Annotated in this window: 25 protein-coding genes and 1 pseudogene; 17 read left to right on the top strand and 9 right to left on the bottom strand. The window is 66.7% G+C overall.

What is annotated here, in order from left to right; all coding sequences use genetic code 11:
• Positions 1–24 precede the first annotated feature (24 nt).
• The 8 genes and pseudogenes from H7F35_RS02390 to H7F35_RS02360 all read left to right on the top strand — a co-directional run bounded on the left by H7F35_RS02390 (position 25) and on the right by H7F35_RS02360 (position 7,711).
• The gene (locus H7F35_RS02390; protein ID WP_187111392.1) at positions 25–1,683 is read left to right on the top strand and encodes a serine hydrolase domain-containing protein; all 1,659 of its coding nucleotides are present in this window, start codon (positions 25–27) and stop codon (positions 1,681–1,683) included.
• A pseudogene (locus H7F35_RS34660) lies at positions 1,680–3,119 on the top strand (M81 family metallopeptidase); the annotation flags it as partial. The gene H7F35_RS02390 and the pseudogene H7F35_RS34660, both read left to right, overlap by 4 nt.
• A 51-nt stretch (positions 3,120–3,170) precedes the next feature.
• Complete coding sequence (locus H7F35_RS34655; protein ID WP_315970487.1) at positions 3,171–4,058, top strand: alpha/beta hydrolase; 888 nt, start codon at positions 3,171–3,173, stop codon at positions 4,056–4,058.
• Positions 4,055–5,248: an alanine racemase gene (locus tag H7F35_RS02380; protein ID WP_261803495.1), complete on the top strand. Its 1,194-nt coding sequence runs from the start codon at positions 4,055–4,057 to the stop codon at positions 5,246–5,248. Before H7F35_RS34655 ends, H7F35_RS02380 begins: the two co-directional genes overlap by 4 nt.
• A 39-nt stretch (positions 5,249–5,287) precedes the next feature.
• Positions 5,288–6,151, top strand: a complete 864-nt coding sequence (locus H7F35_RS02375) for a MotA/TolQ/ExbB proton channel family protein (RefSeq protein ID WP_187111390.1) — start codon at positions 5,288–5,290, stop codon at positions 6,149–6,151.
• A gap of 34 nt (positions 6,152–6,185) precedes the next feature.
• Complete coding sequence (locus tag H7F35_RS02370; protein ID WP_187111389.1) at positions 6,186–6,614, top strand: ExbD/TolR family protein; 429 nt, start codon at positions 6,186–6,188, stop codon at positions 6,612–6,614.
• A gap of 12 nt (positions 6,615–6,626) precedes the next feature.
• Positions 6,627–7,061, top strand: coding sequence for an ExbD/TolR family protein (locus H7F35_RS02365; RefSeq protein WP_187111388.1), 435 nt, complete (start codon positions 6,627–6,629; stop codon positions 7,059–7,061).
• Positions 7,058–7,711 carry an energy transducer TonB gene (locus H7F35_RS02360; RefSeq protein ID WP_187111387.1) on the top strand — a complete coding sequence of 218 codons (654 nt, stop codon included), beginning with the start codon at positions 7,058–7,060 and terminating at the stop codon, positions 7,709–7,711. The genes H7F35_RS02365 and H7F35_RS02360 overlap by 4 nt, the downstream gene beginning before the upstream one ends.
• A 27-nt stretch (positions 7,712–7,738) precedes the next feature.
• On the opposite strand, the gene H7F35_RS02355 is transcribed toward H7F35_RS02360, so the two are convergent.
• On the bottom strand, positions 7,739–8,113 hold the full coding sequence (locus H7F35_RS02355; RefSeq protein WP_187111386.1) for a tetratricopeptide repeat protein: 375 nt from the start codon (positions 8,111–8,113) through the stop codon (positions 7,739–7,741).
• A gap of 191 nt (positions 8,114–8,304) precedes the next feature.
• Between H7F35_RS02355 and H7F35_RS02350 the strand changes: the two genes are divergently transcribed.
• Positions 8,305–8,610 carry a hypothetical protein gene (locus H7F35_RS02350; RefSeq protein ID WP_187111385.1) on the top strand — a complete coding sequence of 102 codons (306 nt, stop codon included), beginning with the start codon at positions 8,305–8,307 and terminating at the stop codon, positions 8,608–8,610.
• A gap of 44 nt (positions 8,611–8,654) precedes the next feature.
• On the opposite strand, the gene H7F35_RS02345 is transcribed toward H7F35_RS02350, so the two are convergent.
• Entirely contained in the window at positions 8,655–9,914 is a 1,260-nt protein-coding gene (locus H7F35_RS02345) for a D-alanyl-D-alanine carboxypeptidase family protein (protein WP_187111384.1), read from the bottom strand.
• Positions 9,915–10,108: 194 nt separating this feature from the next.
• On the opposite strand from H7F35_RS02345, the gene kdsA reads away from it, so the two are divergent.
• Positions 10,109–10,960 (top strand): 3-deoxy-8-phosphooctulonate synthase, encoded by an 852-nt coding sequence (kdsA, locus tag H7F35_RS02340; protein WP_187111383.1) that lies wholly within the window; start codon positions 10,109–10,111, stop codon positions 10,958–10,960.
• Positions 10,961–11,056: 96 nt separating this feature from the next.
• Here kdsA and H7F35_RS02335 read toward each other — a convergent pair whose 3' ends face one another.
• Positions 11,057–11,356, bottom strand: coding sequence for a hypothetical protein (locus tag H7F35_RS02335; protein WP_187111382.1), 300 nt, complete (start codon positions 11,354–11,356; stop codon positions 11,057–11,059).
• Positions 11,357–11,559: 203 nt separating this feature from the next.
• On the opposite strand from H7F35_RS02335, the gene H7F35_RS02330 reads away from it, so the two are divergent.
• From H7F35_RS02330 to H7F35_RS02315, 4 genes are all read left to right on the top strand, one after another.
• Positions 11,560–12,603 (top strand): SAM-dependent methyltransferase, encoded by a 1,044-nt coding sequence (locus tag H7F35_RS02330; protein ID WP_187111381.1) that lies wholly within the window; start codon positions 11,560–11,562, stop codon positions 12,601–12,603.
• Positions 12,604–12,611: 8 nt separating this feature from the next.
• The gene (locus H7F35_RS02325) at positions 12,612–13,397 is read left to right on the top strand and encodes a DUF1295 domain-containing protein (RefSeq protein ID WP_261803494.1); all 786 of its coding nucleotides are present in this window, start codon (positions 12,612–12,614) and stop codon (positions 13,395–13,397) included.
• Positions 13,394–14,041: a DUF6134 family protein gene (locus H7F35_RS02320; protein WP_187111379.1), complete on the top strand. Its 648-nt coding sequence runs from the start codon at positions 13,394–13,396 to the stop codon at positions 14,039–14,041. Before H7F35_RS02325 ends, H7F35_RS02320 begins: the two co-directional genes overlap by 4 nt.
• Before the next feature lie 68 nt (positions 14,042–14,109).
• On the top strand, positions 14,110–14,625 hold the full coding sequence (locus H7F35_RS02315; protein WP_187111378.1) for a GNAT family N-acetyltransferase: 516 nt from the start codon (positions 14,110–14,112) through the stop codon (positions 14,623–14,625).
• Positions 14,626–14,634: 9 nt separating this feature from the next.
• Here H7F35_RS02315 and H7F35_RS02310 read toward each other — a convergent pair whose 3' ends face one another.
• Positions 14,635–15,948: an MFS transporter gene (locus H7F35_RS02310; protein ID WP_187111377.1), complete on the bottom strand. Its 1,314-nt coding sequence runs from the start codon at positions 15,946–15,948 to the stop codon at positions 14,635–14,637.
• Positions 15,949–16,009: 61 nt separating this feature from the next.
• Positions 16,010–17,647 (bottom strand): GMC family oxidoreductase, encoded by a 1,638-nt coding sequence (locus H7F35_RS02305; protein WP_187111376.1) that lies wholly within the window; start codon positions 17,645–17,647, stop codon positions 16,010–16,012.
• 95 nt (positions 17,648–17,742) lie between these two features.
• On the opposite strand from H7F35_RS02305, the gene H7F35_RS02300 reads away from it, so the two are divergent.
• The gene (locus tag H7F35_RS02300) at positions 17,743–18,561 is read left to right on the top strand and encodes an IclR family transcriptional regulator (RefSeq protein ID WP_187111375.1); all 819 of its coding nucleotides are present in this window, start codon (positions 17,743–17,745) and stop codon (positions 18,559–18,561) included.
• Positions 18,562–18,576: 15 nt separating this feature from the next.
• Here H7F35_RS02300 and H7F35_RS02295 read toward each other — a convergent pair whose 3' ends face one another.
• A complete protein-coding gene (locus tag H7F35_RS02295; protein ID WP_187111374.1) occupies positions 18,577–19,026 on the bottom strand; it encodes a hypothetical protein in 450 nt (149 codons plus the stop codon).
• Between the two features lie 157 nt (positions 19,027–19,183).
• Between H7F35_RS02295 and H7F35_RS02290 the strand changes: the two genes are divergently transcribed.
• Positions 19,184–20,389: a DUF2252 domain-containing protein gene (locus H7F35_RS02290; protein WP_187111373.1), complete on the top strand. Its 1,206-nt coding sequence runs from the start codon at positions 19,184–19,186 to the stop codon at positions 20,387–20,389.
• Positions 20,390–20,628: 239 nt separating this feature from the next.
• The gene (locus H7F35_RS02285) at positions 20,629–21,213 is read left to right on the top strand and encodes a hypothetical protein (protein WP_187111372.1); all 585 of its coding nucleotides are present in this window, start codon (positions 20,629–20,631) and stop codon (positions 21,211–21,213) included.
• Between the two features lie 30 nt (positions 21,214–21,243).
• Here H7F35_RS02285 and H7F35_RS02280 read toward each other — a convergent pair whose 3' ends face one another.
• From H7F35_RS02280 to sauS, 3 genes are read right to left on the bottom strand one after another with little or no spacing between them, the layout of a single operon-like run.
• Positions 21,244–22,041, bottom strand: a complete 798-nt coding sequence (locus tag H7F35_RS02280) for a sulfite exporter TauE/SafE family protein (RefSeq protein ID WP_187111371.1) — start codon at positions 22,039–22,041, stop codon at positions 21,244–21,246.
• The gene (locus H7F35_RS02275; RefSeq protein WP_187111370.1) at positions 22,038–23,564 is read right to left on the bottom strand and encodes an AMP-binding protein; all 1,527 of its coding nucleotides are present in this window, start codon (positions 23,562–23,564) and stop codon (positions 22,038–22,040) included. The genes H7F35_RS02280 and H7F35_RS02275 overlap by 4 nt, the downstream gene beginning before the upstream one ends.
• Positions 23,565–23,572: 8 nt before the next feature.
• Positions 23,573–25,012 carry an acylating sulfoacetaldehyde dehydrogenase gene (sauS, locus tag H7F35_RS02270; RefSeq protein ID WP_187111369.1) on the bottom strand — a complete coding sequence of 480 codons (1,440 nt, stop codon included), beginning with the start codon at positions 25,010–25,012 and terminating at the stop codon, positions 23,573–23,575.
• Positions 25,013–25,021 lie beyond the last annotated feature (9 nt).

The raw sequence follows: 25,021 nt of genomic DNA, 5'->3' as shown, positions 1-25,021 counted from the left end.
ATGTCGATCCGACCTCTCTTCTCCATGTCCGAACCCATTTCGACTTCCGGCCTTGCCGCCATCGATGCGCTGCTGCAGCCCTTCAACCGCAGCGATGCCCCCGGCCTTGTCATCGGCATCGCGCAGAACGGCAGGTCGCTGTACCGCCGCGGCGTCGGCATGGCCAGCCTCGAACAGGGCGTGGCCAACACGCCGCGCACACGCATGCGCATCGCCTCGACGAGCAAGCACTTCACGGCACTGGCCGTGCTGCTGCTCGCCGAAGACGGTTGCCTTCACATCGACGATGCGGTGCAAAAGCACCTGCCAGAGCTGCCGCAACTGGGCGCGGACGGCCCCACGCTGCGTCAACTGATGAACCACACGGGCGGCTGGCGCGGCCATGACGAACTGTGGTGCATCGTGAACGGCCTGGCGCTTCAGCCACGGGGGCTGGGCCTGCCCGCGATGGCCAGCCAGAACGAGCTGAACTTCGAGCCCGGCACGCGCATGGTCTACAGCAACGGCGCCTATTTCATGCTGGCGAAGATCATCGAGCGCGTGAGCGGACAGGGCTTCGATGCGTTCATGAAGGCGCGCATCTTCGAGCCGATGGGCATGGCCGACACCGAGTCGGTGGCCAGCGACCTCGATGTGCGCGCCGGCCTCGCCGGTCTCTACGTGCCCGCATCGGGCGGGCAGTGGCAGCGCGGCATCTACCCCTGTGAACTCGAAGGCGGCGGCTCGCTGGTCTCGACGCTCGACGACATGCTGCGCTGGCTCGCGCACCTGCGCTGCAGCCACAAGACCGTGGGCAGCGCGAGCAGCTGGGCGCAGATGCTGGCGCCGACCACGCTGTCTTCCGGCGCCGTGGTGCCCTATGGCCTCGGGCTGTTCCGGCACACCTATCGCGGCGTCGAAGTGATCCATCACGCGGGCGGCGTGATCGGCGGCACGTCGCAGATGCTCACGGTGCCGGCCCACAGCCTGGACATCATGGTCATGGCGAACGGTGCCGCAGTGTCTCCACCGGCCCTCGCGTATCAACTGATCGACCTGCTGCTGGCCGACGCATTGCCCGAACCGCCCGAAGAACGCACCCCGGCCAACGCCTTCCCCGCGCTGGTCGGCCAGCGTTACCACGCGCCGGCGACCGGCAGCGTGATCGGCTTTGCCGATGTCTCGGGCAAGCTGGGCCTGTCGTGGCAGGGCTTCACCGCATTGCCGCTGCGCCAGCGAAAGGACGGCCTGTGGCTGGCCGCGCAAGACCTGGCCATCAACGCCCTCGAACTCGATGTGTCCGGTGTCGGCGCCACGCACGCGCCCGACACCTTGGCGCTGCGCGAGGGCGGGCACCTGCAGCGCTTCGAGCGCCTGCCCGCAACGGCACCCGACATCGCATGGCTGGCACCGCAGCTGTGCGGCGACTACCGCAGTGCCGATCTGGACGCGAGCGCGCAGATCGAACGCACGGACGACGCATTGCAGATGACGGTCCAAGGCCGACATGGCCGCCAGATCGGTCGCCTGCAAGCCCTGTCGCACGACGTGATGACCTTCACTTCGAGCGACCCGATGCTGGCGGCCCTTGGCGGCAGCAGCGTTCTCAACATCGAGCGCAGTGCAGGCCGTGTCGTCGGCCTGCGGCTGGACAGCCTGCGCACCCGACACATCCACTTTTCACGCCAAGAGACCCACGCATGAAGTTCTTTACCGCCTCCCTTGCCACCGAAACCAACACCTTCGTCTCGGCCCCCACCGGATGGGGCAGCTTTCGCGAATACGGCATCTTCCATGGCGATGCCAGTACGCGCGATTCGGTCGGCTATGGCATGTTTCCGGCCGAGCTGCGCCGGTGGCTCGCAGCCGAGGGCCACGAAATGGTCGAGAGCCTGCTGGCCTTTGCGCAGCCGCTCGGGCGCACCGTGCGCGAGGTCTACGAAAGCCTGCGCGACGAGATCCTTTCCGACCTGACCGAAGCCGGTCCGGTGGACGGCGTCATCCTGGTGCTGCACGGCGCGATGGTGGCTGACGGCTATGACGATTGCGAAGGCGACCTGATCTCGCGCGTGCGTGCCCTCGTCGGGCCGAAAGTGCCGATCGGTGTCGAGCTCGACCTGCATTGCCACCTCACGCAGCAGATGCTGGGCGCGGCCGACGTCATCGTCGGCTACAAGGAATATCCGCACACGGATGCCTTGCTGCGCATGCGCGAGCTGACCCGCATCGTGGTCGATGCCGCGCAGGGCCGCGTGAAGCCGGTCATGGCCGTGCACGACTGCCGCATGGTCGGCCTGTGGCACACCACGCGCGAACCGATGGCCGGCTTCGTGCGCCGCATGCAGGCCTGCGAGCAACGCCCGGGCGTGCTCTCGGTCTCGCTCGGTCACGGCTTCCCATGGGCCGACGTGCCCGAGGCCGGCGCCAAGCTGTGGGTGGTGACCGACAACGATCCCGCGCTGGCCGCGGCAGTGGCCGACGAACTGGGGCGTGCGTTCTGGAACCTGCGCCACCTGATCGGCGCGCCCGTGCTGTCGGTCGACGAGGCATTGAGCGAAGCGTCGGGCACCGAGGGCGGCCCCGTGGTGCTGGCCGACATCGCCGACAACGCCGGTGGTGGGGCGACCAGCGACAGCACCTTCATCCTGCGTGCGCTGATCGAGCGCAACATTGCCGACGTCGCCATCGGCGCCTTCTGGGACCTGGGTGCGGTCCAGCTGTGCCGCGACGCGGGCGTCGGCGCCACATTCGACCTTCGGCTGGGCGGCAAGTGCGGTCCGGCGTCGGGCGACCCCGTCGATCTGCGCGTGACGGTCAAGGCCGTGCACGACGACTACACGCAAGGCGGCCTCACCGCCGGGATGCGTACGGCCCTCGGGCCCAGCGTGTGGGTGCAGGCTGATCACGGTCTGGACATCGTGCTCATCAGCAAACGCAACCAGGTGTTCTCGCCCGACCTGTTCACGGGCCTGGGCATCGACCTTGCAGGCAAGAAGCTGATCGTCGTCAAGTCGGCGCAGCACTTCCATGCCCAGTTCGCGCCCCTCGCGAAGGCGGTGTTGTATGTCTCGACACCGGGCGCGATGAGCAACGACTTCGCCACGCTGCCGTACCGCGTGCGCGACCTCGACTACTGGCCGCGCGTGGAGGCGCCGCAACGCGGCGACCAGCCGGCAGCGCACCCGTTCGCCATGCCGGCACCCGGCGAGTTGCACACGATCGACGGGCTGAGGATGCACCTGCAACGCAGCGGCCCTGCACCGGCCGATGCCTTGCAGCCCACCCTTGTGATCGAAGCCGGTGGCGGCTGCGCCTCGCCGATCTACGCGCGGATACAGCAGGTGCTGTCGGCGAAGTACCCGGTGGTCAGCTACGACCGCCCCGGCATGGGCTGGAGCGACATCGACGGCGCACCCTTCGACGCGCAGCGCAATGCGCACCGCCTGCATGCGCTGCTGGCCGCAGCCGGCGTGACCGGCCCGATCGTGCTGATCGGCCATTCGCTGGGCGGCCTGCTGATGCGCGTCTACACCGGCCTGTACCCGGAGCAGGTGGTCGGGCTGGTGATGCTCGATGCCAGCCACCCGGACCAGTTCGAGGAGATCGGCGAAATGCCGACGGCGCAAGTCGCCATGGAGCGCGACAAGCGGGTGAAATTCCAGGAAGGCGGTCCGCCGCCGCCGGAGCTGGCGATGGCCGGCGCCATCTTTGCCGACATGCCCCATGTCGTGCAGCAACTGACCGCGACCTTCACGCCCGAATCGATCGACACGATGGCGCGCGAGATCGAGGGCCTTCCCCACGTCGCCCGCCAGGCCGCAGCCGTTGTCGACCTGGGCGCCCGTCCGCTCGCCGTGCTGTGGGCGCCGGTGCAACTGCCGGCCGGCTCCGACAGTGCGACCGCCATCCAGAAGCGGTGGCCGAGCTTTCAGCAGGCGCATGCGGCGCTGTCTTCGCACGGCCGCTCGCACGAAGTGGCGGGGGCCGATCACATGAGCCTCGTGCTGCTGCCGCCTTTCGTGAACCGCGTGGCCGAAGAGGTCGACCGGATGATGGCCCAGCTCGGAAGCGCGCGATGAAGCCGTCCGCACAGATGAAGCTTGCGGAGCTTGCGACGCCGGCGCTGTTGCTCGACAGCGCGGTGCTCGAGCGCAATTGCGAGGCGATGGCCCGGCGCGCGGCGAACCACGGCGTGGCGCTGCGCCCGCATCTGAAGACCTCCAAGTCGGCCGAAGTGGCGCGCCTGGCCACGCGCGGGCAGGGCGGCGGCATCACGGTGTCGACCGTGGCCGAAGCAGACTATTTCGCATCCCACGGCTTCACGGACCTGAGCTATGCGGTGGGCATCTGCGCGAGCAAGATCGACGCGCTTGCGCGCATCCAGCGCACGCACGGCGCGCGGGTGACGCTGCTGGCGGACCGGGTCGAGACGGTCCGCGCCGCGGCGGCTCGTGCGCGTGCGCTGGATGCCTCGTTCCGGATGCTGGTAGAGATCGACACCGGCGGTGGCCGTGGCGGCATTGCGCCGGACGATGCCGAACTGCTGGCCGTCGCACGCGAAGTGCAGCACAGCGAGGTGTTCTCTTTCGCGGGCGTGCTGACGCATGCCGGCCACAGCTATCACGCCGAGGGGCTGGACGCGATCCGCGCCATTGCCGAAACCGAGCGTGCCGGCGCGGTGCAAGCGGCCGGGCGCCTGCGCGCGGCCGGCTTCACGGTGGACACCGTCAGCGTGGGCGCCACGCCCACGGCGGTATGCGCCGAACGGCTCGACGGCGTGACCGAGATGCGCCCCGGCGTCTACACCTTCTTCGATCTGGACCAGGCCGCGCGCGGCATCTGCGGGTTCGAGGACATCGCGCTGTCGGTGCTGGCCACCGTCATCGGCCACAACCCGCGGTCGGGCCGCGTGCTGATCGATGCCGGCGCGCTGGCCTTGTCGAAGGACAGTTCGGGCGCCGAGTTCCGTAGCGACCTTGGCTACGGGCTGGTTTGCGATGAGGACGGCGGTGCGCCACTGACCGGATTTCGTGTGGCCGAACTTCATCAGGAGCACGGCCTGATTGCCAGCAATGGGCAAGCGCGGGCGATGTTCGATGCGCTGCCCGTCGGCAGCCGCGTGCGCATCCTGCCGCACCACGCCTGCATGACCGCAGCCCCTTATGACCGTTACCACGTCGTGCGCGGCGCCGGCTCCGGTGTGCATGCCGTGTGGGGAAAGACCCGTGGCTGGCATGCAGGCGGCCCGCCGGATGCGCGGGTCGCTTGATCTCAGCGCACCTGTTCTGTTTTTTTGTTGGAGACACTCATGAAGAAATCGCTTCTCGCTAGGCTGTTCGCCCCCGTTGTTCCGTTGGTTCTGGCCTTCTGCCTGACGAGTGCTTCGCACGCCGCTGATGCCCCGTCCGGCGCCGCGCCGACGACGCAAGACGCAGGCACTGCAGCATCCGTTGCAGCGCCCGTCGCCGTGCCCGCACCTGCGCCGATGCCCGCAACAGCCGCGACCACCAAAGTCGACAACCCCTACGGCATAGGCGCCCTGTGGGCGCAAAGCGACCTGGTGGCCAAGGCTGTGCTGGCCATCCTGGCGATCATGTCCATGGGCAGCTGGTACGTGATCGTCACCAAACTGCTCGAGCAGATGCGCATGGGCCGCCAGGCCAAGGAAGTGGACAACGAGTTCTGGAACGAGCGAACCGTGCAGGCCGGCACAGAGAAGCTCGCCGAAGGCAGCCCCTTCCGCTTCATCGCCGATGCCGGCGTGCACGCCACCAAAAAGCACGACGGCCTGCGCGGCAAGGTCGACTTTGCCGACTTCGTCGACCTGTGCATCCACCGCGCCACCGAGCGCGTGCAAAGGCGCCTGAGCAACGGCATGTCGCTGCTGGCCACCGTGGGCTCCACGGCACCCTTCGTCGGCCTCTTCGGCACCGTCTGGGGCATCTACCACGCCCTCACCGCCATCGGCATCGCCGGCCAGGCCTCCATCGACAAAGTGGCAGGCCCCGTGGGCGAATCGCTCATCATGACCGCCATCGGCCTGGCCGTGGCCGTGCCCGCCGTGCTCGGCTACAACTGGCTGCTGCGTCGCAACATCACCGTGATGGACGACGTGCGCGAATTCAGCGGCGAACTGCATTCGGTCATCCTGGCCGGCAGCGCCGCCGCCTGAGCCCCCGCGCCGCCGCAATGAACCGGGCCACATCATGGCGATGAACATTCCATCCGCCGGGGGAGACGAGGAGCAGGTCATTGCCTCCATCAACACCACGCCGCTCGTCGACGTGATGCTGGTGCTGCTGATCATCTTCCTCATCACCATTCCCGTCGTCAATTACTCCGTGCCGGTGCAGGTCCCCAAAGAGCGCAACGAGGTGCGCGAGAGCAAACCCGACACCGTCGTGCTGTCCGTCGACGCCACGGGCCGCATCTACTGGTTCGACACCCCCGTGCGCGATGTGAACGCCCTGGCCGACAAGCTCAAGAAAGTGGCGGCGATGACCCCGCAGCCCGAAGTGCACATCCGCGGCGACTGGCACTCCGACTACGAGCCCGTGGGAAAGATCATCTATGCGTGCCAGTCCGCCGGCATCGTCAAGGTGGGCTTCATCACCGAGCCGCCCGCGCGCAACTGAGAAGACACAGCCATGCGAAAAGAAAAACAGGGGCGCCGCCGCAGTGCGCCGTCCGACGAGCCCATGATGGACATCAACACCACGCCCCTGATCGACGTGATGCTGGTGCTGCTGATCATGCTCATCATCACCATCCCCATCCAGTTGCATGCGGTCAACCTGAACATGCCCAACGGCAACCCGCCGCCCATCGACATGAAGCCCGAGGTGCTGCGCGTGGACATCGACGAACACAGCACCGTGCTGTGGAACGGCGAGGCCATTGCCGACCTGGCGGAAGTGGAACGGCGCTTCGAGCAGATCGCGACGCAGGCGGTGCAGCCTGAAGTGCACCTGCGCCCCGACAGGCACGCCAAGTACAACATCGTGGCCGGCGTGATGGCCTCGGCGCAGCGCTCGGGCCTGACCAAGCTGGGCATCATGGGCTCGGAGCAGTTCATCCCATGAGCCGCGCCAACGACTTCGACCCCAAGTCCCGCTTCGGCCCTATCGGCATCGGCGTGATGATCCTGTTTCATTTGCTGGTCGGCTACGCGCTCGTCTCGGGCCTGGCCCGCAAGGCGGTGGAGATGATCAAGAAACCGATGGATGCGACCATCATCGCGGAGATCAAGCTGCCCCCGCCACCTCCACCGCCGCCGCCGCCCCCCAAGAAGATCGTCAAGCTGGAGACGCCCAAGGCCCCGCCACCGCCGCGCCCGGCCTACGTGCCGCCACCGGCCGTGACGCCGCCACCGAGCACCGCGCCCACGATCACGGCGGTGCAGAGCGTCGAGCCGGTGGCACCGCCGCCCGCCGCGCCGCCAGCACCGCCCGCGCCACCGGCCCCGCCGAAGGCGGTTTCTTCAGACATCGCCGTGGCGTGCCCCAAGCAGGTCAAGCCCGAGATGCCGCGCAAGGCGCTGGACGAAGGCACCAGCGGCGTCGTCAAGGCAGAGGTACGCATCAAGGGCAGCCATGTGACGGAAGTGCGCTTCCTGTCGGGGCCGCGCGTGTACTACGGGGCGGTGCGCTCGGCCATGATGCGCTACGAGTGCCAGACCACCGGCGATGCGGAGATCCTGGCTACGCAGGAGTTCGTCTTCAAGATCGAGTAGGCCGACTTCTTTGCTGGGCCTGTCTGCTCAATTTGCCTGGGCGTCGAAGTAGGCCTCCCACGACAACGGCGAAGCTTTGAACCTCTCGGCGCTCCGGAAGGCATCCATTGCCTTCTCGCGTGTGCCGCAGTTCATCGTTGCCACGCCGAGATTGAAGTAGGTGTTGCGGTCGGTTGACCCGAGGCCTACCGCGCGTTGCAGGACGGAGGCCGCCTTTTCGTGCTTGCCCTGGTCGGAAAGTACTGCGCCCAAGCACGTCAACGCAAGGACATCTCCGGGGACTTCAAGGAGTGCCTTCGAGAGAATCGCCTCGGCGCAGACCAGGTTCGACTCGCACGTCTCGGGCTTTTGCCATGCCTCTTCGACAAGAGACCGGCTGGCGGAAATGATGTCCAGGTTCATGGGGTTTGAGGCTTGTTGCAGGCTCGATCTCGACCCGCGCGGGAATGGCTGGTGCTGGCCGAATTTAGCCTGTCGAGGCCAGCAAGCTTATGACCCGGAGCTGCCTGTCACGAAGACACGAGGAGGCCGGTTGTGGGACGATCTGCGTCATCGTTCGCTCTGGAAAGCGAAAGACCTGCCTGGAACACAACATGGACAGCGAAGCAATGACTTCAAAACCGGTGCGCCCACTGCCCGCCCTGTTGCTCACGGCGGCGGCCCTTTGCCTGGGGGCGGCGCTGCTGTTGCGCTGGTTTCTTTTCGGCGGCCATGCCGGCTTGGCCGCAGTCGCCTTCCTGGGACTGGGCATGATCGTCTATCCCAGCGGCGTGATCTTGCTCATCGTCTACGCCGTGCTGGACAAGCCATGGACGCGCCCGTTCCGGCGCGCCTGGTTCTTCTGGTTGCAAGTGCTGGTGATCGTGGCAATCGGCATGAGCGTCGCCGGCTGGCGATAGTGGCAATGGCAAGGCTGCGGCGCGTCACGCCGCGCCTGTGGCCGTTATTTGCCAAACAGCTTCATCAGGTGCTGCCACAGGCGCAACATAAAGCCCGCGCGCTCCACATCGGCCTGCGCGACCAGCGGGGTTTCTCCCACCGGTTTGCCATTGGAGCTGGCGACCACCTTGCCGATCACCGTGCCTTTGGCCACCGGTGCTTCCAGTGCCGGGTTGATCTGCACCGAGGTCTGCACTTGCTGGCCGCGCGGCACGGTCACGCTCCATGGCGACCCCAGAACCGCAGGAACCGTGTCGACCTTGCCGAAGCTGACCTTGGCGGCCGTCACCGCCGTGTTCGGCTGAATGGGAGTGGCCTGCTCGAAATTGCTGAAACCCCACCCGAGCAGCGTGCGCGTCTGGTCGGCCCGCGCCTGCGCGCTGTTGGTGTTGAGAATCACCGTGATGAGGCGCATCCCGTTGCGCTTGGCTGAAGTGACGAGACAGAAGCCCGCTTCCTGGGTGTGGCCGGTTTTCAGTCCGTCGACCGTGGGATCGGTGTACAGCAGGGCGTTGCGGTTTCCCTGCTTGATGTTGTTGTATTTGAATTCGCGCTCGGCGTAGATCGGATAGTAGTCGGCACTGTCGCGGATGATGGTGCGCGCCAGGATCGCGAGGTCGCGCGCAGACGACCTGTGCTGCGGGTCGGGCAGCCCCGTCGCATTGACGAAATGCGTGTGCGTCATCCCGATGCGTTGGGCTTCGGCGTTCATGAGCTTGGCGAAGTTCTCTTCGGAGCCGGCCATGTGCTCGGCGATCGCCTTGGCCGCGTCGTTGCCGGACTGGATGACGATGCCGCGCAGGATGTCGATCACCGTGGCCTGGCTGTTGAGCGGCAGGTACATGCACGACTCGGTGCTCGAGCCTCGGCACCAGGCGTTCTGGCTGACCGACACAAGATCTTCCTTCTTGAGCTTGCCCGAGCGAAGTGCCTGCTCGACCATGAAGCTGGTCATCATCTTGGTCAGTGACGCCGGCGGCAGCGGTTCATCGGGGTTGTCCGAGGCGAGCACCTCGCCGGAGTCGAAGTCCATCAGCAGCCATGCCTTGGCGGCCAGCGCTGGCGGCCCGCCGGCGACAGCGGGCTGCGCTGCGGCTGGCGTCGGGGCAGGCGCGGCAGCGGCAGGCTTCTGGTGGGCCGCGGGCTTGGCGGCATGGTGTGAGGCTGCATACGACGCCGAGTACGGCGCAAGGGTCCCCGCGGCGATTGCGAAGACGACGGAGAGGGTGGAAAGACGCTTGGTTTGAAGAATGGTCAGGGGCATGGCGAACATTGTGGCGAATCGTGTGTTGATCGCGCAATGGGATTGAAATGAGGCGAGAAGGTTCAGACGGCAGAAACGGGCCGCTTCGCGATTTTCCCAGGGCGCCCGGGAGGGCCGGCCACTGCCCGGGCAAAGGCGTGGTTTTTGGCCGGCCGGAGCGCGAGAATGCGGGCAACACCACAGGAGAACCTTTCTTGACGACCGTCGCCATCACCTCCGCAATCAACGTCAGCAACAGCAATGGCTTTGTCCTGTTTGGCGGCGTGAACGTCCTCGAGTCGAAAGACATGGCCCTGCGTGCTGCGCAGGAGTACGTCCGGGTCACCCGAAAGCTCGGCATCCCCTACGTTTTCAAGGCAAGTTTCGACAAGGCGAATCGCTCGTCCATCCATTCCTTCCGAGGCCCCGGCCTGGAAGAGGGGCTGAAAATCTTCGAGGCCGTCAAGGCCGAGTTCGGCGTTCCCGTCCTCACCGACGTGCACGAGCCATGGCAGGCGAGTCCCGTCGCCGAAGTGGTGGACGTTTTGCAGCTACCTGCCTTTCTCGCCCGCCAGACTGATCTGGTGGTCGCTCTTGCCAGGACGGGCAAGGTCATCAACGTCAAGAAGCCCCAGTTTCTGAGCCCGCCGCAAGTGCTCAACATCGTCGAAAAAATCAGGGAGGTTGGGAACTCCCCCATCATTCTGTGTGACCGGGGAACCTGTTTCGGCTACGACAACCTGGTGGTGGACATGCTTGGCTTCGGTGCCATGAAGAAGGTCACCGGGAACCTGCCCGTCATCTTCGACGTGACCCATGCCCTCCAGCAACGCGAGGCGAACGCCGCTGTCTCCGGCGGGCGACGTGAGCAAGTGGTTGAACTGGCGCGTGCCGGCCTGGCTGTAGGCCTGGCAGGCCTCTTTCTCGAAGCTCACCCTGATCCAGCGCAGGCCAAATGCGATGGTCCCAGCGCTCTGCCGCTGGACCAGCTGGAGCCTTTTCTCGCGCAGTTGAAGGCGTTGGACGATTTGGTGAAGTCGTTCGCGCCCCTGCATATCCGAGCCTGAACGAGACATCGCGACCCAAAGCGCCCGCAAGGGCAAGTTCAGGGTCGGTTGAAATCCGACAGGGTGTTGATGCGGCCCGTCAGCGCCGCGACATGCTCATCGCTCGCGAACCAATCGGGTGTATCGCCAGACTCCCCAGATGGCCCCGACGGCGATGCCGATTCCCACGCTCCAGCCCGGCGGAAAACCGAATCCGAATGCCAGGAGCAGCATCAAGCCGGCGCTGGCCAGTCCGATGAAAACCAGCGTGACGAAATCAAAGCGCGCGACTTCGAACGTGTCCTCGGCAACGCTGCGGTTGCGGCGGCCCTGCTTGCGGCGCTGGCCTCTGAACAGAAAGACATCGATAACGAAATCGAAGATGCCGACGAAGAGATCGGCCAGGATGCTCCACATGAGGACGCTCCATTTGCGGTGACACCCAGGGTTGTTGTTTTTGTTCTCGTGATGGTCCGACCAGGGTGGAGCGGCGGATCATGTCGAAATGTTACCGTGCTTCCGGCAAGGGGATGCTTTTGCAACCCGCATCCAAAACCCACCCCGCCGCGTACAGGTGCCTACGGCACGCACTTCGACGTGCCCTTGGCCGAGGAACAGTCATGCCGCAGGACATCGCATTCGCCATCCGCTGGGTCGAAAAAGGCCTGGTCCCCGACACCATGGTTCGCCAGGGCATCCGCCGGCTGCTCAAGGAGCGGCTGACCGAACTGCACGCCGGCAACGCGCTGGCGGTGGCCGAGCTGACGCAGGACTTCGTCGCCAGCATGGGCGCGGCCCACCTGGCGCCGCTGCCGGAGAAGGCCAACGAGCAGCACTACGAGGTGCCGGCCGCCTTCTTCGGCGAAGTGCTGGGGAATCACCGCAAATACAGCAGTTGCTACTGGCCCGAAGGCACGCGGACGCTGGAAGAGGCCGAGTCCGCCGCGCTGACCGCCACCTGCGAGCGCGCCGGTCTGGTCAATGGGCAGGACGTGCTGGAACTGGGCTGCGGCTGGGGCTCGCTCACGCTCTGGATGGCGGCCAGGTACCCGGGCAGCCGCATCACGGCGCTGTCCAACTCGAGTTCGCAGCGCGAGTACATCGAGGCGCAGGCGGCGCAGCGCGGCCTGGGCAATGTGCGCGTGCTGACCCGCGACATCAACGTGTTCGACACCGACGCGCGCTTCGACCGCGTGGTCTCCGTCGAGATGTTCGAGCATCTGCGCAACTGGCCGCAGGCCTTTGCGAACGTCGCGCGCTGGCTCAAGCCCGGCGGGCGCTTCTTCATGCACGTGTTCGCCCACAAGGAAGCGCCGTATCCCTTCGAGGTGCGCGACCCCAGCGACTGGATGAGCAAGTACTTTTTCTCCGGCGGCATGATGCCCAGCGACGACCTTGCGCTGTACTGCCAGGACGACCTGCGCCTGCTGCGCCGCTGGCGTTGGGAGGGCGGCCACTACCAGCGCACGGCCGAGGCCTGGCTGCGCAACATGGACGAGCGCCGTGCCGCGCTGCGCCCGCTGTTCCAGGCCACCTACGGCGCCGACGCGAATGTGTGGTGGACCCGCTGGCGGCTGTTCTTCATGTCGGTGGCGGAGCTGTTCGGCTTCGATCACGGCCAGCGCTGGTGGGTGAGCCACTACCTGTTCGAGCGCCGCGCATGAGTGGTTTCATGGATTTGGCGCTGGCCGGTCTGGCATGGACCGCGTCCCTGGCATTCCTCACCTGGGTGGCGAGCCTCGTGCGCCGAGACGCCAGCCTGATCGACCGCATGTGGCCCCTGTGCATCGTGGGCGCCGGCCTCGTCTACTTCGCACTGCTGCCGGTGCAGACGGTGCGCGGCCTGTGGATGGCCGTGCTCGGCACCGCCTGGGCAGTGCGGCTGTGCCTGTACATCACCTGGCGCAACTGGGGCCACGGCGAAGACCGCCGCTACCAGGCGATTCGCGCGCGCAACCAGCCGAACTTCGGGGTCAAGAGCCTGTACCTCGTGTTCGCGCTGCAGGCGGTGCTGGCGTGGATCGTCTCCGCGCCCTTTCTGCCCGGCATGGCTGCGGCGCGGCCGCTGGGCGTGCTCGATGCGCTCGGCATGGTGTTGGCGCTGTCCGGCATCTTCTTCGAGGCGATCGGCGACGCGCAGATGGCGCGCTTCAAGGCCGACCCCGCCAGCAAGGGGCAGGTGATGGACCGCGGCCTGTGGCGCTACACGCGCCACCCCAACTACTTCGGCGAGGTCTGCGCCTGGTGGGGCCTGTGGCTCATCGCCATGGGCGGCGCGGGCTGGAGCGGTGCATGGAGCGTGGTGTCGCCGCTGCTCATGACCTGGCTGTTGCTGAAGGTTTCAGGCGTCGCCATGCTCGAAGGCGACATCGGCGAGCGCCGGCCCGCCTACCGCGACTACATCGCACGCACCAATGCCTTTTTTCCGGGGCCGGTGCGCAATCACAAGGCGTCATGACAAACAAAGCACACTGGATCTTCATGTTGGCCGCGCTGGTGGGCAGCGCGGCATCAGCAGCGGCGGGGCCCGCCGGTGGTGAATGGAACTTCCGCGTGTTGCTCGACGACGCGCCCATCGGCGAGCACCGCTTCGCGCTCAGCACGGCCGGCGACGAGCGCAAGCTCACCAGCCAGGCCGAGTTCGCGGTCAAGCTGCTGGGCGTGACTGTCTACCGCTACCAGCACACCGCCACCGAGCACTGGCGCGGCGACTGCCTGCGGCAACTGGTCTCCAGGACCGACGACGACGGCACGCGCGAAAAAGTCGATGCGCAAGCCTCGGGCGACAACGCGCTGGCCGTGGCCACGCCCAAGGGCACGCAGTCGGTGGACGGTTGTGTGATGAGCTTCGCCTATTGGAACCCCACCATCCGCAAGCAGGAGCGGCTGCTGAACGCGCAGAGCGGCAAGATCGAAACCGTGCAGATCAGCCGCGCCGGCAACGGAACGGTGGAAGTGCGCGGCCAGCCCGTGGCGGCCACCCGCTGGCGCATCGCCACGACGGCCCAGCCCATCGACGTCTGGTATTCGCAGCAGGGCGACTGGATCGGGCTCGACTCGACCGTGAGCGGCAATCGCAAGCTCAGCTATCGTTTGAAGTAGCTCGGAAGGGACCGCACGCGTCGGCCTCGCGCGCCGATGCCCAACACCTGCGCTCCAGAGGACACCATATGCACGTTGAACTGGCTTCCGAAACCCGGCATGAATCGTTGACAGACCTGATGTGCGAGTTGCACGCCTTCTACAACGAAGGCGCCGTGGCCTCGCGGGAGGCTGTGCGGGAACACCTTCTCCAGAATCTTCTGGCGCCCGGGTCGCCGCAGCGTCTGGTCGTGGCGGTGGGCGATGACGGTGTGGTGCTCGGCCTGGCCGCCATCGGGCTGGTCTATTCGCTGGTCGAGTTCGACCCCGAAAACCGCAAGCACTGCCAGTTGAAGGAGCTGTACGTGAGGTCGTCGGAAAGAAGCCACGGGGTCGGCAAGGCGCTCATGGCGTGGGTGGCCCGGTACGCCTTCGACAACGGTTGCCGCCGCATCGACTGGCCCGTCAAGGCATCGAACGCGAGGGGCATGGCCTTCTACGAGAGCCTTGGCGCCGCAAGAGTCGTCGACAGGCTCAGCTACCGGCTCTGCGAACCGAAGCTGAGCGAGCTGTGCGGTGCGCCCGCGAGCGCACCGCCGCCATGACGAACGAGTTCACCGCGAGGGTACGGCCACCGGCTCGTCGGCCGGCGACGCGCTGCGCCCGATCATCCACGCGCACGCGGCCGACACCACCCCTGCGAACAGCACATACAGGCAGATCTGCCACGGCTCGCCTCCGCCCGACTTGAGGAGCGCGGTCGCGATGATCGGCGTGATGCCCGAGGCAAAAATGCCCGAGAACTGGTAGACGAAAGAGATGCCCGTGTAGCGCACCTTGGCGTCGAACAGGTCGCAGAACAGCGCGGCCTCCGGCCCGTACACCGACGCATACAGGATGCCGAAAGGCACGATGATCGCGAGCCACACCAGCAGCACGTTGCCACCGCTGTGCGTCATCAGCCAGAAGCCGGGGAAGGCCGACACCGCCGTGATGAGCGAACCCCACATGTAGACCCTCGGCCGCCCCATCCTGTCCGACAGGCGGCCGAAGAAGGGAATGAAGAAGATCATCACCACCGCCGCCGCCATCACGCCCAGCAGCGCCTCGGTGCGGCTGATCTTGAGGGTGCTCGTGAGGTAGTTGATCGAGAACACGCCGAAGATGTTGAAGAACACACCGTCGATGTAGCGCGCGCCCATGCCCTTGAGCACATTGCCGGGGTAGCGGCGGATCATGTCCATGAAGGGAATGCGCAGCTCGGCGTTGCGCGCCTTCACCGCCGCGAACTCGGGCGTTTCCTGCACGTGCAGCCGGATGTACATGCCCACCATCACCATCGCGCCGGAGATCAGGAAGGCGATGCGCCAGCCCCAGGCCAGGAACTGTTCGTCGGTGAGCAGCGACGATAGGAGCGCCACCACGCCCGAGGCCAGGCACAGGCCAATCGCCAGACCGATCTGCGGCAGCGAGGCGTAGAAGCCGCGCTTTTCCTTCGGCGCGTATTCGTAGGCCATCAGCACCGCGCCGCCCCATTCGCCGCCCAGGCCGATGCCCTGCGCCACGCGAAGCAGCAACAGCAGCAAGGGCGCCGCAATGCCGATCTGCGCATAGGTGGGCACCAGCCCGATCAGGAAGGTGGCCACGCCCATGATCATCAGCGTGATGATGAGCATGCTCTTGCGCCCGATCTTGTCGCCGAAGTGGCCGAAGATCACGCCGCCCAGCGGCCGCGTGACGAAGCCCACCGCAAAGGTCGTGTACGCCAGCAAGGTCGACACCACCGGGTCGCTGCCGGGGAAGTAGAGCTTGTTGAACACGATGCCGGCCACCACGCCGTACAGGAAGAAGTCGTACCACTCGATGGTGGCGCCCACCAGGGCCGAAACCACCACCCTGCGAATCGCTTTTTCGTCGCTTGCACTCATGTGTGTCTCCGATGAGGTTTGTCGTGGCGGCCTCTGCGGGCCTTGTTGGATTTGCAAAAACTCAGTGCGCGGCGGATGCCGCTCTCAGGTCCTCTCTGATCAGGTCGACGGCCTTCTCGGCCATCATCACGGCGGGTGCGTTGGTGTTGCCCGACACCAGCGTGGGCATGGCCGAACAGTCGATCACCCGCAGCCCCGCGATGCCGTGCACGCGCAGGCGCGCATCGACCACGGCCAGCGCATCGCTGCCCATGCGGCAGGTGCCGGTGGGGTGGAAGATGGTGGCGCCGTTGTTGCGACAGAACTCGAGCAGGTCGGCGTCGCTCGCGGCATCGGGGCCGGGCTTGACTTCGCGCTTCACGTAGGGCCGCATCGCGGGCGAGTCGGCAATGGCGCGCGCCGCTCTCACGCCGGCCACCGTGGTCGCGCGGTCCAGGTCGGTGGCCAGGTAGTTGGGTTGCATCTCGGGCGGCTCGGCCACGTCGCGCGAGCGGATGCGGATGTGGCCGCGCGATTCGGGCCGCAACTGGCACACCGACATCGTGAAACCCGAATACGGATGCACCTTGCCACCCGCCATGTCGGCCGAGAGCGTGGCAACGTGGAACTGGATGTCGGGCGTGGCCGCCACCGGCCGGCCGTTTGCATCCTTCAGCGCGCGCATGAAGCAGCCGCCCTGGTTGATGCCTACCGCCAGCGGGCCGGTGCGGTGCAGCAGCCATTCGAGGCCCATGCCGATCTGGCCGGTCCATGAATTGAGCTGGTCGTTGGTGGTGATGGGTTTCGTGCACTCGTAGCCCAGGCGGATCTGCAGATGGTCCTGCAGGTTCTCGCCCACGCCGGGCAGCTCGTGCACCACCGGGATGCCCAGGCGCTCCAGCAGCGCGCGTGGCCCGATGCCCGAGAGCTGCAGCAACTGCGGCGACTGGATCGAGCCCGCCGACAGCAGCACTTCGGCGCGGCAGCGCGCCGTCCTCAGTTCGCCACCTTGGCGGTAGCTGATGCCGACGGCGCGGCGCCCCTCGAACAGCAACTGGCTGGCCATCGCATCGGTCTCGATGCGCAGGTTGGGCCGGTGCTTCGCCGGCGTCAGGTAGGCCTTGGCCGTGCTGCAGCGCCAGCCCTTGTGCGTCGTCAGCTGGTAGTAGCCCGCACCTTCCTGACCAGCGCCGTTGAAGTCTTCGGTGCGCGGCACGCCGGTCTGCTGCGCACCGCCGATGAAGGCTTCGATCAGCTCGTGCTTCGCCGCGATGTCCGACACCTTCAGCGGCCCGTTGCCGCCGTGGAATGGATTGGCGCCGCGCTGGTTGCCTTCGGAGCGGATGAAGTAGGGCAGCACGTCGTCGTAGCCCCAGCCTGCGTTGCCCAGTGCGGCCCAGTGGTCGTAGTCCTCGCGCTGGCCGCGGATGTAGATCAGGCCGTTGATCGCGCTCGAGCCGCCCAGCGTCTTGCCGCGCGGCCAGTAGATGCGCCGGCCGTTCATGTTCGGGTCGGGGTCGGTCTCGAAGCGCCAGTTGTAGGTGGGGCTCCACATCGTCTTGCCGTAGCCGATGGGCAGGTGAATCCAGAGCGACTTGTCGGGCGGCCCGGCTTCGAGCAGCAGCACGCGCGTGGCCGGGTCTTCGCTCAGACGGCCGGCCAGCACGCAGCCGGCGGAACCGGCGCCTACGACGATGTAGTCAAACTCTTCATCAGGCATGCAAGGGGTCCGGGAGTGGAACAATCGCTGGGCTCGGCCGCATCGTAGGCCATTGATTTTCGGAACGCAATGTTCCATTTTTAAGGTTTACCCGCATGCCCCGTCCCGCGCGCACGCCTGCCGCCGTCATTGCAGCCCCTTCGCCGGTGCCGTCCGTGGCGGACGAACCCGGTTCCGGTTCCTCGGCCGAACGCAGCCTGCGCCTGCTGGCGCTGCTGGCCAACGAGGGCCGCGCGCTCACGCTCGCCGAGCTGGCCGCGCAACTGGGTCTGCCCAAGGGCACCGCGCACCGCATCTGCACGCAACTGCTGGCGACGGGATTTTTGGCGCGCGACGTGGACGAACGCTCGTTCAGCGTCGGCCCTGCGCTGCGCAAGCTGGCTTTCGACACGTTGAACCACGGCGTGGTGCGCGGGCTGCGGCACGAGGTGCTGTCCGAACTCGTGCGGCAGGTCGGCGAGACCTGCAACCTCACCACGCTCGACGGCGCGCAGGTGTTGTACCTCGACCGCGTCGAAGCGCAATGGCCGCTGCGGCTGACGCTCGACGTGGGCTCGCACGTGCCGCTGCATTGCACCGCCAGCGGCAAGCTGTTCCTGGCGCTGATGCCGGGCAAGGAACGCGACACGCTGATCGACAAGCTGCCGCTGGCGCGCATGACCGCCAACACGATCACCACGGCCCATGCATTGCGCGCCGAGTGCGATGCGATCGCGGCAGGCGGCTACTCGTGCGACCGCGAGGAATTCATCGCCGGGCTGGTGGCGGTGGCCGTGCCGGTGCACGATGCGGCCGGCGCGGTGCGCGCCGCGCTCGCGGTGCATGCGCCGACGGCGCGGATGTCGATGGACGATGCGATGAAGCGCATCGATGCGCTCAAGGCTGCAGCGGCGAAGATCACCGCGCTGCTCTGAGCGTTCGGGGATTCCTTACTGCTTCACAGCCCGGCAGTTGACGAGCTTGGGCGAAGGCACCAGCGCGCTGGCCAGAAAGCCTTCGTTCAGGCACTCGAAGACGAAGCTGCTGGAGAGCTGGAAGGCAGTGAGCTTTCCGTCCTTGAACTTCGGCTTCAGTGCGTCCTGGTCGGCAACGTCGAAGGAGGTGTCGAAGCTCGAACCGTCGTCGGCGACCGCGCCGAAGTAAGTGGTGCCCGCATCGCCACCCATGCGCATCACCTTGCCGCTGAACGCCAGTCGCTTCTTCGTGTACTTGGCCGCAGCCTCCTGCGGGTTGGCCTTGTAGGCAACGACGATCTGGCTGTAGGCGACGACGGGCGCCGCCTCGGGCTCGTCCGCCTGGGCCTTGCCATGCCAGAAAGAGGCTGCGGCAAGCACCGAGAGTGCGGAAAGAAAAGCCAGTCGGCAAGAGATGGTTCGCATGCGGTGATAGACCCTGAATCCGTTGATTTTTGTTGAACAAGCGCCGCGAGGGCCGGGCGAATATACATGGCGATTTCCGCTCGAATGCGTGCGCGCCAACAGGCGTTGGCGCGAGAATCCTGTGCGCCATACGGTGTGCATGAGAAACGGGGAACGAATGCCGAACGTCGTCGAAACCATCCGCAGCTTCAACGCAGGCCGCGACCCCGAGCGCCTGGCGATGAAGTACGCCAACCTGCGCACCAATTCCTTCGTTTTCCTGCGCGGCACCTGCCACCTTTTCTACGACCGCTTGCCGGTCGATGCGTTGTTCGCCAAGGCGCCCGCGAGCTGGCTGTGCGGTGACGCGCATCTGGAAAACTTCGGCAGCTACAAGGGCGACAACCGGCTCGTGTACTTCGACCTCAACGATTTCGACGAGGCGGCATTGGCGCCCGTGACATGGGAGCTGGTGCGCTTCCTGTCCAGCATCCTGGTGGCCGGCGACAGCCTGTGCGCGAGCGCCGACGATGCAACGGCGCTGTGCAAGGTCTTCCTCGATGCCTATGCCGGTGCGCTCACGCTGGGCAAGGCCCGCTGGGTCGAGCGCGACACCGCCGACGGGCTCATCGGCGATCTGCTGGACACGCTCAAGGCGCGCACCCGGCCTGCCTTCCTGGACCGGCGCACCGACACCAAGGGCCATGGCCGCGTCATTCGCTGCGACGGCAAGCACGCGCTGAAAGTCGACGATGCGGCGCGGGACCGGGTGACGAAGCTGATCGACACCTTCGCTGCGTCGCAAGACAAGCCCGGTTTCTTCAAGGTGCGCGACGTGGCGCGGCGCATCGCCGGCACCGGCAGCCTCGGGGTCGAGCGCTACATCGTGCTGGTCGAAGGCAAGGGCTCGCCCGACGGCAACTACCTGCTCGACCTGAAACAGGCGCTGCCATCGTCCCTTGCACCGCACCTGAAGCTCAAGCAGCCCGATTGGCCGTCGCAGGCGCACCGGGTGGTGGGGCTGCAGCGCCGCATGCAGGCCGTGTCGATGGCCTTCCTGCATCCCGTTGCGCAGGCCAAGGCCTCCTATGTGCTGCGCGGCCTGCAGCCCAGCGAAGACCGCGTGACGCTCGACGTGCGCCACACAGGGCTCGACCAGATCCGCGGCGTGATCGATGAAATGGGGCAACTGATGGCCTGGGCGCAACTGCGCAGCGCGGGGCGCCAGGGCTCGGCCATCGCGGATGCGCTGGTCGAATTCGGAGGCTCGGTCAAGTCATGGCGCGATGACCTGCTGGACGCAGCGCACCAGTGCGCTGCGCAGGTCGAAAAAGACTGGAAGGCCTACGGCGAGGCCTTCGACAGCGGGGCGTTGAAGGCCTGAGCGGCCCGCGCTTCGCCTTCGAGGTCAGAGCAGGGACCCAGCCTCGGCCTCGCCGGTGGTTGTCGGCTGCCGCGACGGCCGCGAAATCTCGCGCGGCAAATCGGGCATGGAGCGCAAGTTTCGGAATGAAAGCGCTCCTTGATTCGGGGCCGACCCGACAGACAACCTGAGTTCTAATTCGAACAGCGACCCGTATCGAGGTTCGCTTCAAAAACGAGACAGATAGAGAAGGATCAGAGATGATATTCAGCGGTTTTTTCTTCTTCCTGCTGCTGTGCGTGGGCGCGGGTATCTGGGCTTCCAACCGTGGACGCTTCGGTGTGGGCTGGTTCTTCATCAGCATCATCGTGAGTCCCGTGATCGGGTTCATTCTGCTAGCGGTCCTGAAGGATCTTTCGAAAGACACCGCCGAATTCGTGTCAGGGGGACAGACGAACCGGGCGCCAGTCCCGCCTCCCGGTCCAGCCGATGACGACTATGCGGTCGCGCTCGAAGAGGTGAGCAACGGGCAACGCAAGGCGGGCATCTGGGCGAAGGCATTCACGGACGCGGTCGGTGACAAGGACCGTGCCGTGGCTCTGTACACCGCACGTCGTGCGCAGGATTTGGCCGATGAGCGCAGCCGCCGTGCGGCCGACGAGCTTCGACAGACTGAGGAAGGCCGCGCACTTCTGGCTCAGCAAACGTACGATGCGCTGCCAAAGGGCACGTGCCCGAATTGCGGAACGGTGATTCCGCTCGATTCGCCCATTTGCCCCCAGCCGAAGTGCGGCGCGTCCTTCGATGCGCCGGATGGCTGGCGCATCAAGCCGCTGGGCACCTGAGCATTTCCGCACCCACGAGGGCGCGACGACTCAACCCATCAGCCCGATCACCGAGCGAACGACGCTCACCGTCGCCAACCCGATCAGCAGGTTCAGCACGTGCTTCCTGAACTGCTCCGGAGAAACCCCCTTGAACGAGCGCTGCCCCCACCAGATGCCCGCCAGCATCGCGGGCGCCAGCCACAGCGCCCACTTGAGCGTGTCGGGCCCCAGCAGGTTGCCCGAGGCATGCGCCGCGGAGGGCATGAGCGCCGCGCAGATCAGCGACACCACGTCGCTGAACAGCAGCAGCGCGATCAGCGTGGCGCGCAACGCGGCCGGCGCCATCTTCGCGGTGCTCAGCATCACCGCGATCGCGATGCCGCCGATGGCTGCCACGCCGTTGATGAAGCCCGACGCCAGCCCGGCCGCGAGCCGCACGCCGCGCGTGGGCACCAGCGTGACGTGTGCCCCACCGCGCAGCAGCAGGGCCGCCGCCATCAGCAACGCGCCGATCAGCAGGCGCAGCGGTGTCTCGGGCAGCCACGCCAGCAGCGCCACGCCGAGGGGAATGCAGATCAGGTTGCCCAGCATCAACCAACTGAGCCAGGGCATGTCGACATCGCGCGCGATGCCGCGCAACTGGCTCAGGCTCGCGAGGATTTCCAGCGCGAAGATCGCGGGCACCACCAGCGCGGGCGACACCACCAGCGACATGCCGGCCACCGTGATGGCCGAGAAACCGAAGCCCGCAAAGCCGCGCACGATGCCTGCCGCGAACACCACGCACAGGCTGTACACGAGCAGGGCCGGCGCCAGCGGCGGCACCAGGAGTTCGGCCGCCGTCATGCCTCGAACAGCGGCAGCAGCTTCAGGCGCTGCACCTTTCCCGAAGGCCCGCGTGGCAGGTCGGTCACGAAGCGGTAATGGCCGGGCGCCTTGTAGCGTCCAAGCGCGCTGGTGCTGAAGGCGCGCAACTCTTCTTCGGTGCAGGCGAAGCCTTCGCGCAGCACGATGCACACGCCGATCTCCTGGCCGTAGTGGCGATCGGGCACGCCCACGGCGGCGGCCTCCAGCACGGCGGGGTGCTGCAGCAGCGCCTCGTCGATCTCGCGCGGGGCGATGTTCTCGCCGCCCTTGATGATCAGCTCCTTGATGCGCCCGGTGACGAAGAAAAAGCCATCGGCATCGCGGTGCCCCAGGTCGCCGGTGCGCAGCCAGCCATCGGGCGTGAAGCTCGCGCGCGTGGCTTCGTCGTTCTTGTAGTAGCCGAGCATCACGTTCGGCCCGCGAATCACCAGCTCGCCGGTCACGCCGTTGGGCACGGCCGCCAGTTGCGCATCGACCACGCCCGCCATGCAGCCCGACGCACGGCCCACCGAGCCGAGCTTGCGCGCGGCCGGGTCCATCGGGTTGGAGAACGAAGGCGCGGCCGTTTCGGTGAGCCCCATGGTCTCGACGATGCCGATGCCGAACATCTGCTCGAAGGCGCGATGGTGCTCCGGCGGCAGCGCGGCCGAGGCCGAGCGGCAAAAGCGGATGGCCACCGTCTGCGCGAGCGGCGGCCTCGGGCCTTCGAGCAGGTACGAGATCATCGTGGGCACCACGTTGATCCAACTGCACTGCGTGTGCGTGGCCTGCGCCCAGAAGCGGCCGGCCGAAAACTTCGGTGGCATCGCCAGGCTGCCGCCATGCGCCAGCGGCGCCAGCATGGTCACGGCGAAGGCGTTGATGTGATACAGCGGCAGCACCGCGAGCACGCGGTCGGAAGGCTGCAGTGCATGTTCGGCGCTGATCGCATGCGCGTTGGCTGCAAGGTTGCGCTGCGTGAGCATCACGCCCTTGGGCATGCCGGTGGTGCCGGAGGTGTACATCAGCAGGGCCACGCTGCCGGGTGCGGGCGGCGGCGTGGCGGGCGCCGTGTCTTCGTCGTTCTCGCCAGGCAGCGCATCGGCTTCGGGGTCGGCCACGATCACCATCACCGGCCGGTCGAAGGCCTGCACCATCTCGCGCACACGCGCTTCCCATTCGGGCGCGACACAGACCACGCGGCAGTCCGAATGCGCGAGCACATAGCGCATCTGCTCCGGCTGCGACAGCAGGTTGACCGGATTCACGCAGAAGCCGCCGTGCATCGCGCCCAGCAGCAGCCGCAGCGTCTGCAGCCCGTTGGGCATGACGACCGAAACCGTGTCGCCCGGTTGCGCACCATGGCTGCGCAGCACTGCGGCCACGCGCCGGCAACTGCGCGCCAGTTCGCCGTAGCCGATGTGGCGGTCGTTCTCCGTCGTGCGTGCGTACACCGCTTGCGGCTGCAGCCGCGCCTGATGTTCGATCAGCGCGTGGACGGTCTCCAGCGCCGAAGATGCCACCGTTGTGCTCACTTCGCGCCGTGCGTCGCGAAGAAGGCGCCGAAGATCTCTTCCTCGCTCGGCACCTGTTCCGGAATCGGGCGCGACACGCGCGTGATGTTCAGGTAGTGGCGGTAGTTCATGTTGTCGGAAAAATTGTTCTTGCCCCAGGTGCCGCAGCCCATCGACAGCGAGAAGGGCAGGCCGTTGTCGAAGCTGCCGCCGGTCGCGATGCAGTGCGCCTGGTCGACGATCACGCGCGACACCGGCAGCGTGAGGCCCAGCGTGAGCGCGCGTTCGGGCACGGTGCTGTGCAGGCCCACCGAGTGGCCCGCGCCTTCGTAGCCGTAGATGCGCTCGACCGTGGCGGCCGCTTCGTCGAAGTCGCGTGCCGCGTAGACGGCGAGCACCGGGCTCAGCTTCTCCCCGGAGAACGGATGGTCGTGGCCCACCGCGTCCTCGGCCACCATGAGGATGCGCGGGTCGGTAGCGGCAATCGCCAGCCATGCTTCGCGGTTGGCGCCATCGACGGCCGCCGCGCGCTCGGCGATGGTGCGCGCGGACTGCCCGATGACAGCAGCCGACAGCTTGCCCTCCGGCCACATCAGCGCCTGCAGCGTGGCCTTCTGCGGGGCCGCAAGCATGACGGCGCCACGGTCCTTCAGCGCTGCGAGCATCGGCGCGCGCACCGCGTCGACGATCACCAGGCTGTTCTCCGATGAACAACTCGTCGCGTTGTCGAAAGTCTTGGAGCGCACGATGCGCTCGGCCGCCGCATTCACGTCGGCGGTTTCATCGACGATGCCCGCCACGTTACCCGCGCCCACGCCAAAGGCCGGCGTGCCGCTCGCATAGGCCGCGCGCACGTTGGCCTGCGAGCCGGTGGCCACCACCAGGTCGCACAGGCGCATCAGCTCGGCCGTCGATTGCTTGTTGATGGGCTGGGGCAGCAACTGCACCAGATCGCGCGGCGCGCCGATGCGGTCGAACTGCGCGTGGATGAACTCGATCAGCCGGGCCGCAGTCGACCAGCCCTTGGGCGACGGCGCGACGATGACCGCGTTGCGCCCCTTGAGCGCATTGATGATCTTGTTGGCCGGCGTGGCGCCGGGGTTAGTCGATGGCGTGACGGCGCACACCACGCCCACGGGCCGCGCGATCTCGACGATGCCGCGCGCCGGGTCTTCGCCGATCACGCCGACCGAGCGCGCGCCGTGCAGGTCGCGCAACAGGCCGAAGGTCTTGCGGTGGTTCTTGCGCACCTTGTCTTCGACGTTACCCACGCCGGTGTCGGCCACGGCCAGCTCGGCCAGTTCGCGGTTGCGCGCCGGCTCGATGATGGCCCAGCCGGCCGCCACCACGGCGGTGTCGACCTGCGCCTGCGACCATGTTTCATAAACGCGCTGCGCGGCGCGGGCGCGCGCCACGAGTTCGGCGATGGGGCTTGATGGGGATGCGGGATGTTCCATGGGATCTGT

It is taken from the genome of Variovorax sp. PAMC26660 (assembly GCF_014302995.1).
Classification (GTDB): Bacteria; Pseudomonadota; Gammaproteobacteria; order Burkholderiales; family Burkholderiaceae_C; genus Variovorax.
Note: the sequence above shows the minus strand (reverse complement) of the source record. Positions and strands in the feature narration are given on the sequence as shown.

Bases quoted from the DNA above. Each gene is read 5' to 3' on its own strand.
- H7F35_RS02310 (WP_187111377.1), bottom strand. From the start codon at position 15,948: ATGAGTGCAAGCGACGAAAAAGCGATTCGCAGGGTGGTGGTTTCGGCC.
- H7F35_RS02320 (WP_187111379.1), top strand. From the start codon at position 13,394: ATGACAAACAAAGCACACTGGATCTTCATGTTGGCCGCGCTGGTGGGC.
- H7F35_RS02290 (WP_187111373.1), top strand. From the start codon at position 19,184: ATGCCGAACGTCGTCGAAACCATCCGCAGCTTCAACGCAGGCCGCGAC.
- H7F35_RS02315 (WP_187111378.1), top strand. From the start codon at position 14,110: ATGCACGTTGAACTGGCTTCCGAAACCCGGCATGAATCGTTGACAGAC.
- H7F35_RS02300 (WP_187111375.1), top strand. From the start codon at position 17,743: ATGCCCCGTCCCGCGCGCACGCCTGCCGCCGTCATTGCAGCCCCTTCG.
- H7F35_RS02355 (WP_187111386.1), bottom strand. From the start codon at position 8,113: ATGAACCTGGACATCATTTCCGCCAGCCGGTCTCTTGTCGAAGAGGCA.
- H7F35_RS34655 (WP_315970487.1), top strand. From the start codon at position 3,171: ATGCCGGCACCCGGCGAGTTGCACACGATCGACGGGCTGAGGATGCAC.
- H7F35_RS02325 (WP_261803494.1), top strand. From the start codon at position 12,612: ATGGATTTGGCGCTGGCCGGTCTGGCATGGACCGCGTCCCTGGCATTC.
- H7F35_RS02360 (WP_187111387.1), top strand. From the start codon at position 7,058: ATGAGCCGCGCCAACGACTTCGACCCCAAGTCCCGCTTCGGCCCTATC.
- H7F35_RS02350 (WP_187111385.1), top strand. From the start codon at position 8,305: ATGGACAGCGAAGCAATGACTTCAAAACCGGTGCGCCCACTGCCCGCC.
- H7F35_RS02285 (WP_187111372.1), top strand. From the start codon at position 20,629: ATGATATTCAGCGGTTTTTTCTTCTTCCTGCTGCTGTGCGTGGGCGCG.
- H7F35_RS02370 (WP_187111389.1), top strand. From the start codon at position 6,186: ATGGCGATGAACATTCCATCCGCCGGGGGAGACGAGGAGCAGGTCATT.
- H7F35_RS02345 (WP_187111384.1), bottom strand. From the start codon at position 9,914: ATGCCCCTGACCATTCTTCAAACCAAGCGTCTTTCCACCCTCTCCGTC.
- H7F35_RS02390 (WP_187111392.1), top strand. From the start codon at position 25: ATGTCCGAACCCATTTCGACTTCCGGCCTTGCCGCCATCGATGCGCTG.
- H7F35_RS02380 (WP_261803495.1), top strand. From the start codon at position 4,055: ATGAAGCCGTCCGCACAGATGAAGCTTGCGGAGCTTGCGACGCCGGCG.
- H7F35_RS02365 (WP_187111388.1), top strand. From the start codon at position 6,627: ATGCGAAAAGAAAAACAGGGGCGCCGCCGCAGTGCGCCGTCCGACGAG.
- H7F35_RS02295 (WP_187111374.1), bottom strand. From the start codon at position 19,026: ATGCGAACCATCTCTTGCCGACTGGCTTTTCTTTCCGCACTCTCGGTG.
- H7F35_RS02330 (WP_187111381.1), top strand. From the start codon at position 11,560: ATGCCGCAGGACATCGCATTCGCCATCCGCTGGGTCGAAAAAGGCCTG.
- H7F35_RS02335 (WP_187111382.1), bottom strand. From the start codon at position 11,356: ATGTGGAGCATCCTGGCCGATCTCTTCGTCGGCATCTTCGATTTCGTT.
- H7F35_RS02375 (WP_187111390.1), top strand. From the start codon at position 5,288: ATGAAGAAATCGCTTCTCGCTAGGCTGTTCGCCCCCGTTGTTCCGTTG.
- H7F35_RS02280 (WP_187111371.1), bottom strand. From the start codon at position 22,041: ATGACGGCGGCCGAACTCCTGGTGCCGCCGCTGGCGCCGGCCCTGCTC.
- sauS (WP_187111369.1), bottom strand. From the start codon at position 25,012: ATGGAACATCCCGCATCCCCATCAAGCCCCATCGCCGAACTCGTGGCG.
- H7F35_RS02305 (WP_187111376.1), bottom strand. From the start codon at position 17,647: ATGCCTGATGAAGAGTTTGACTACATCGTCGTAGGCGCCGGTTCCGCC.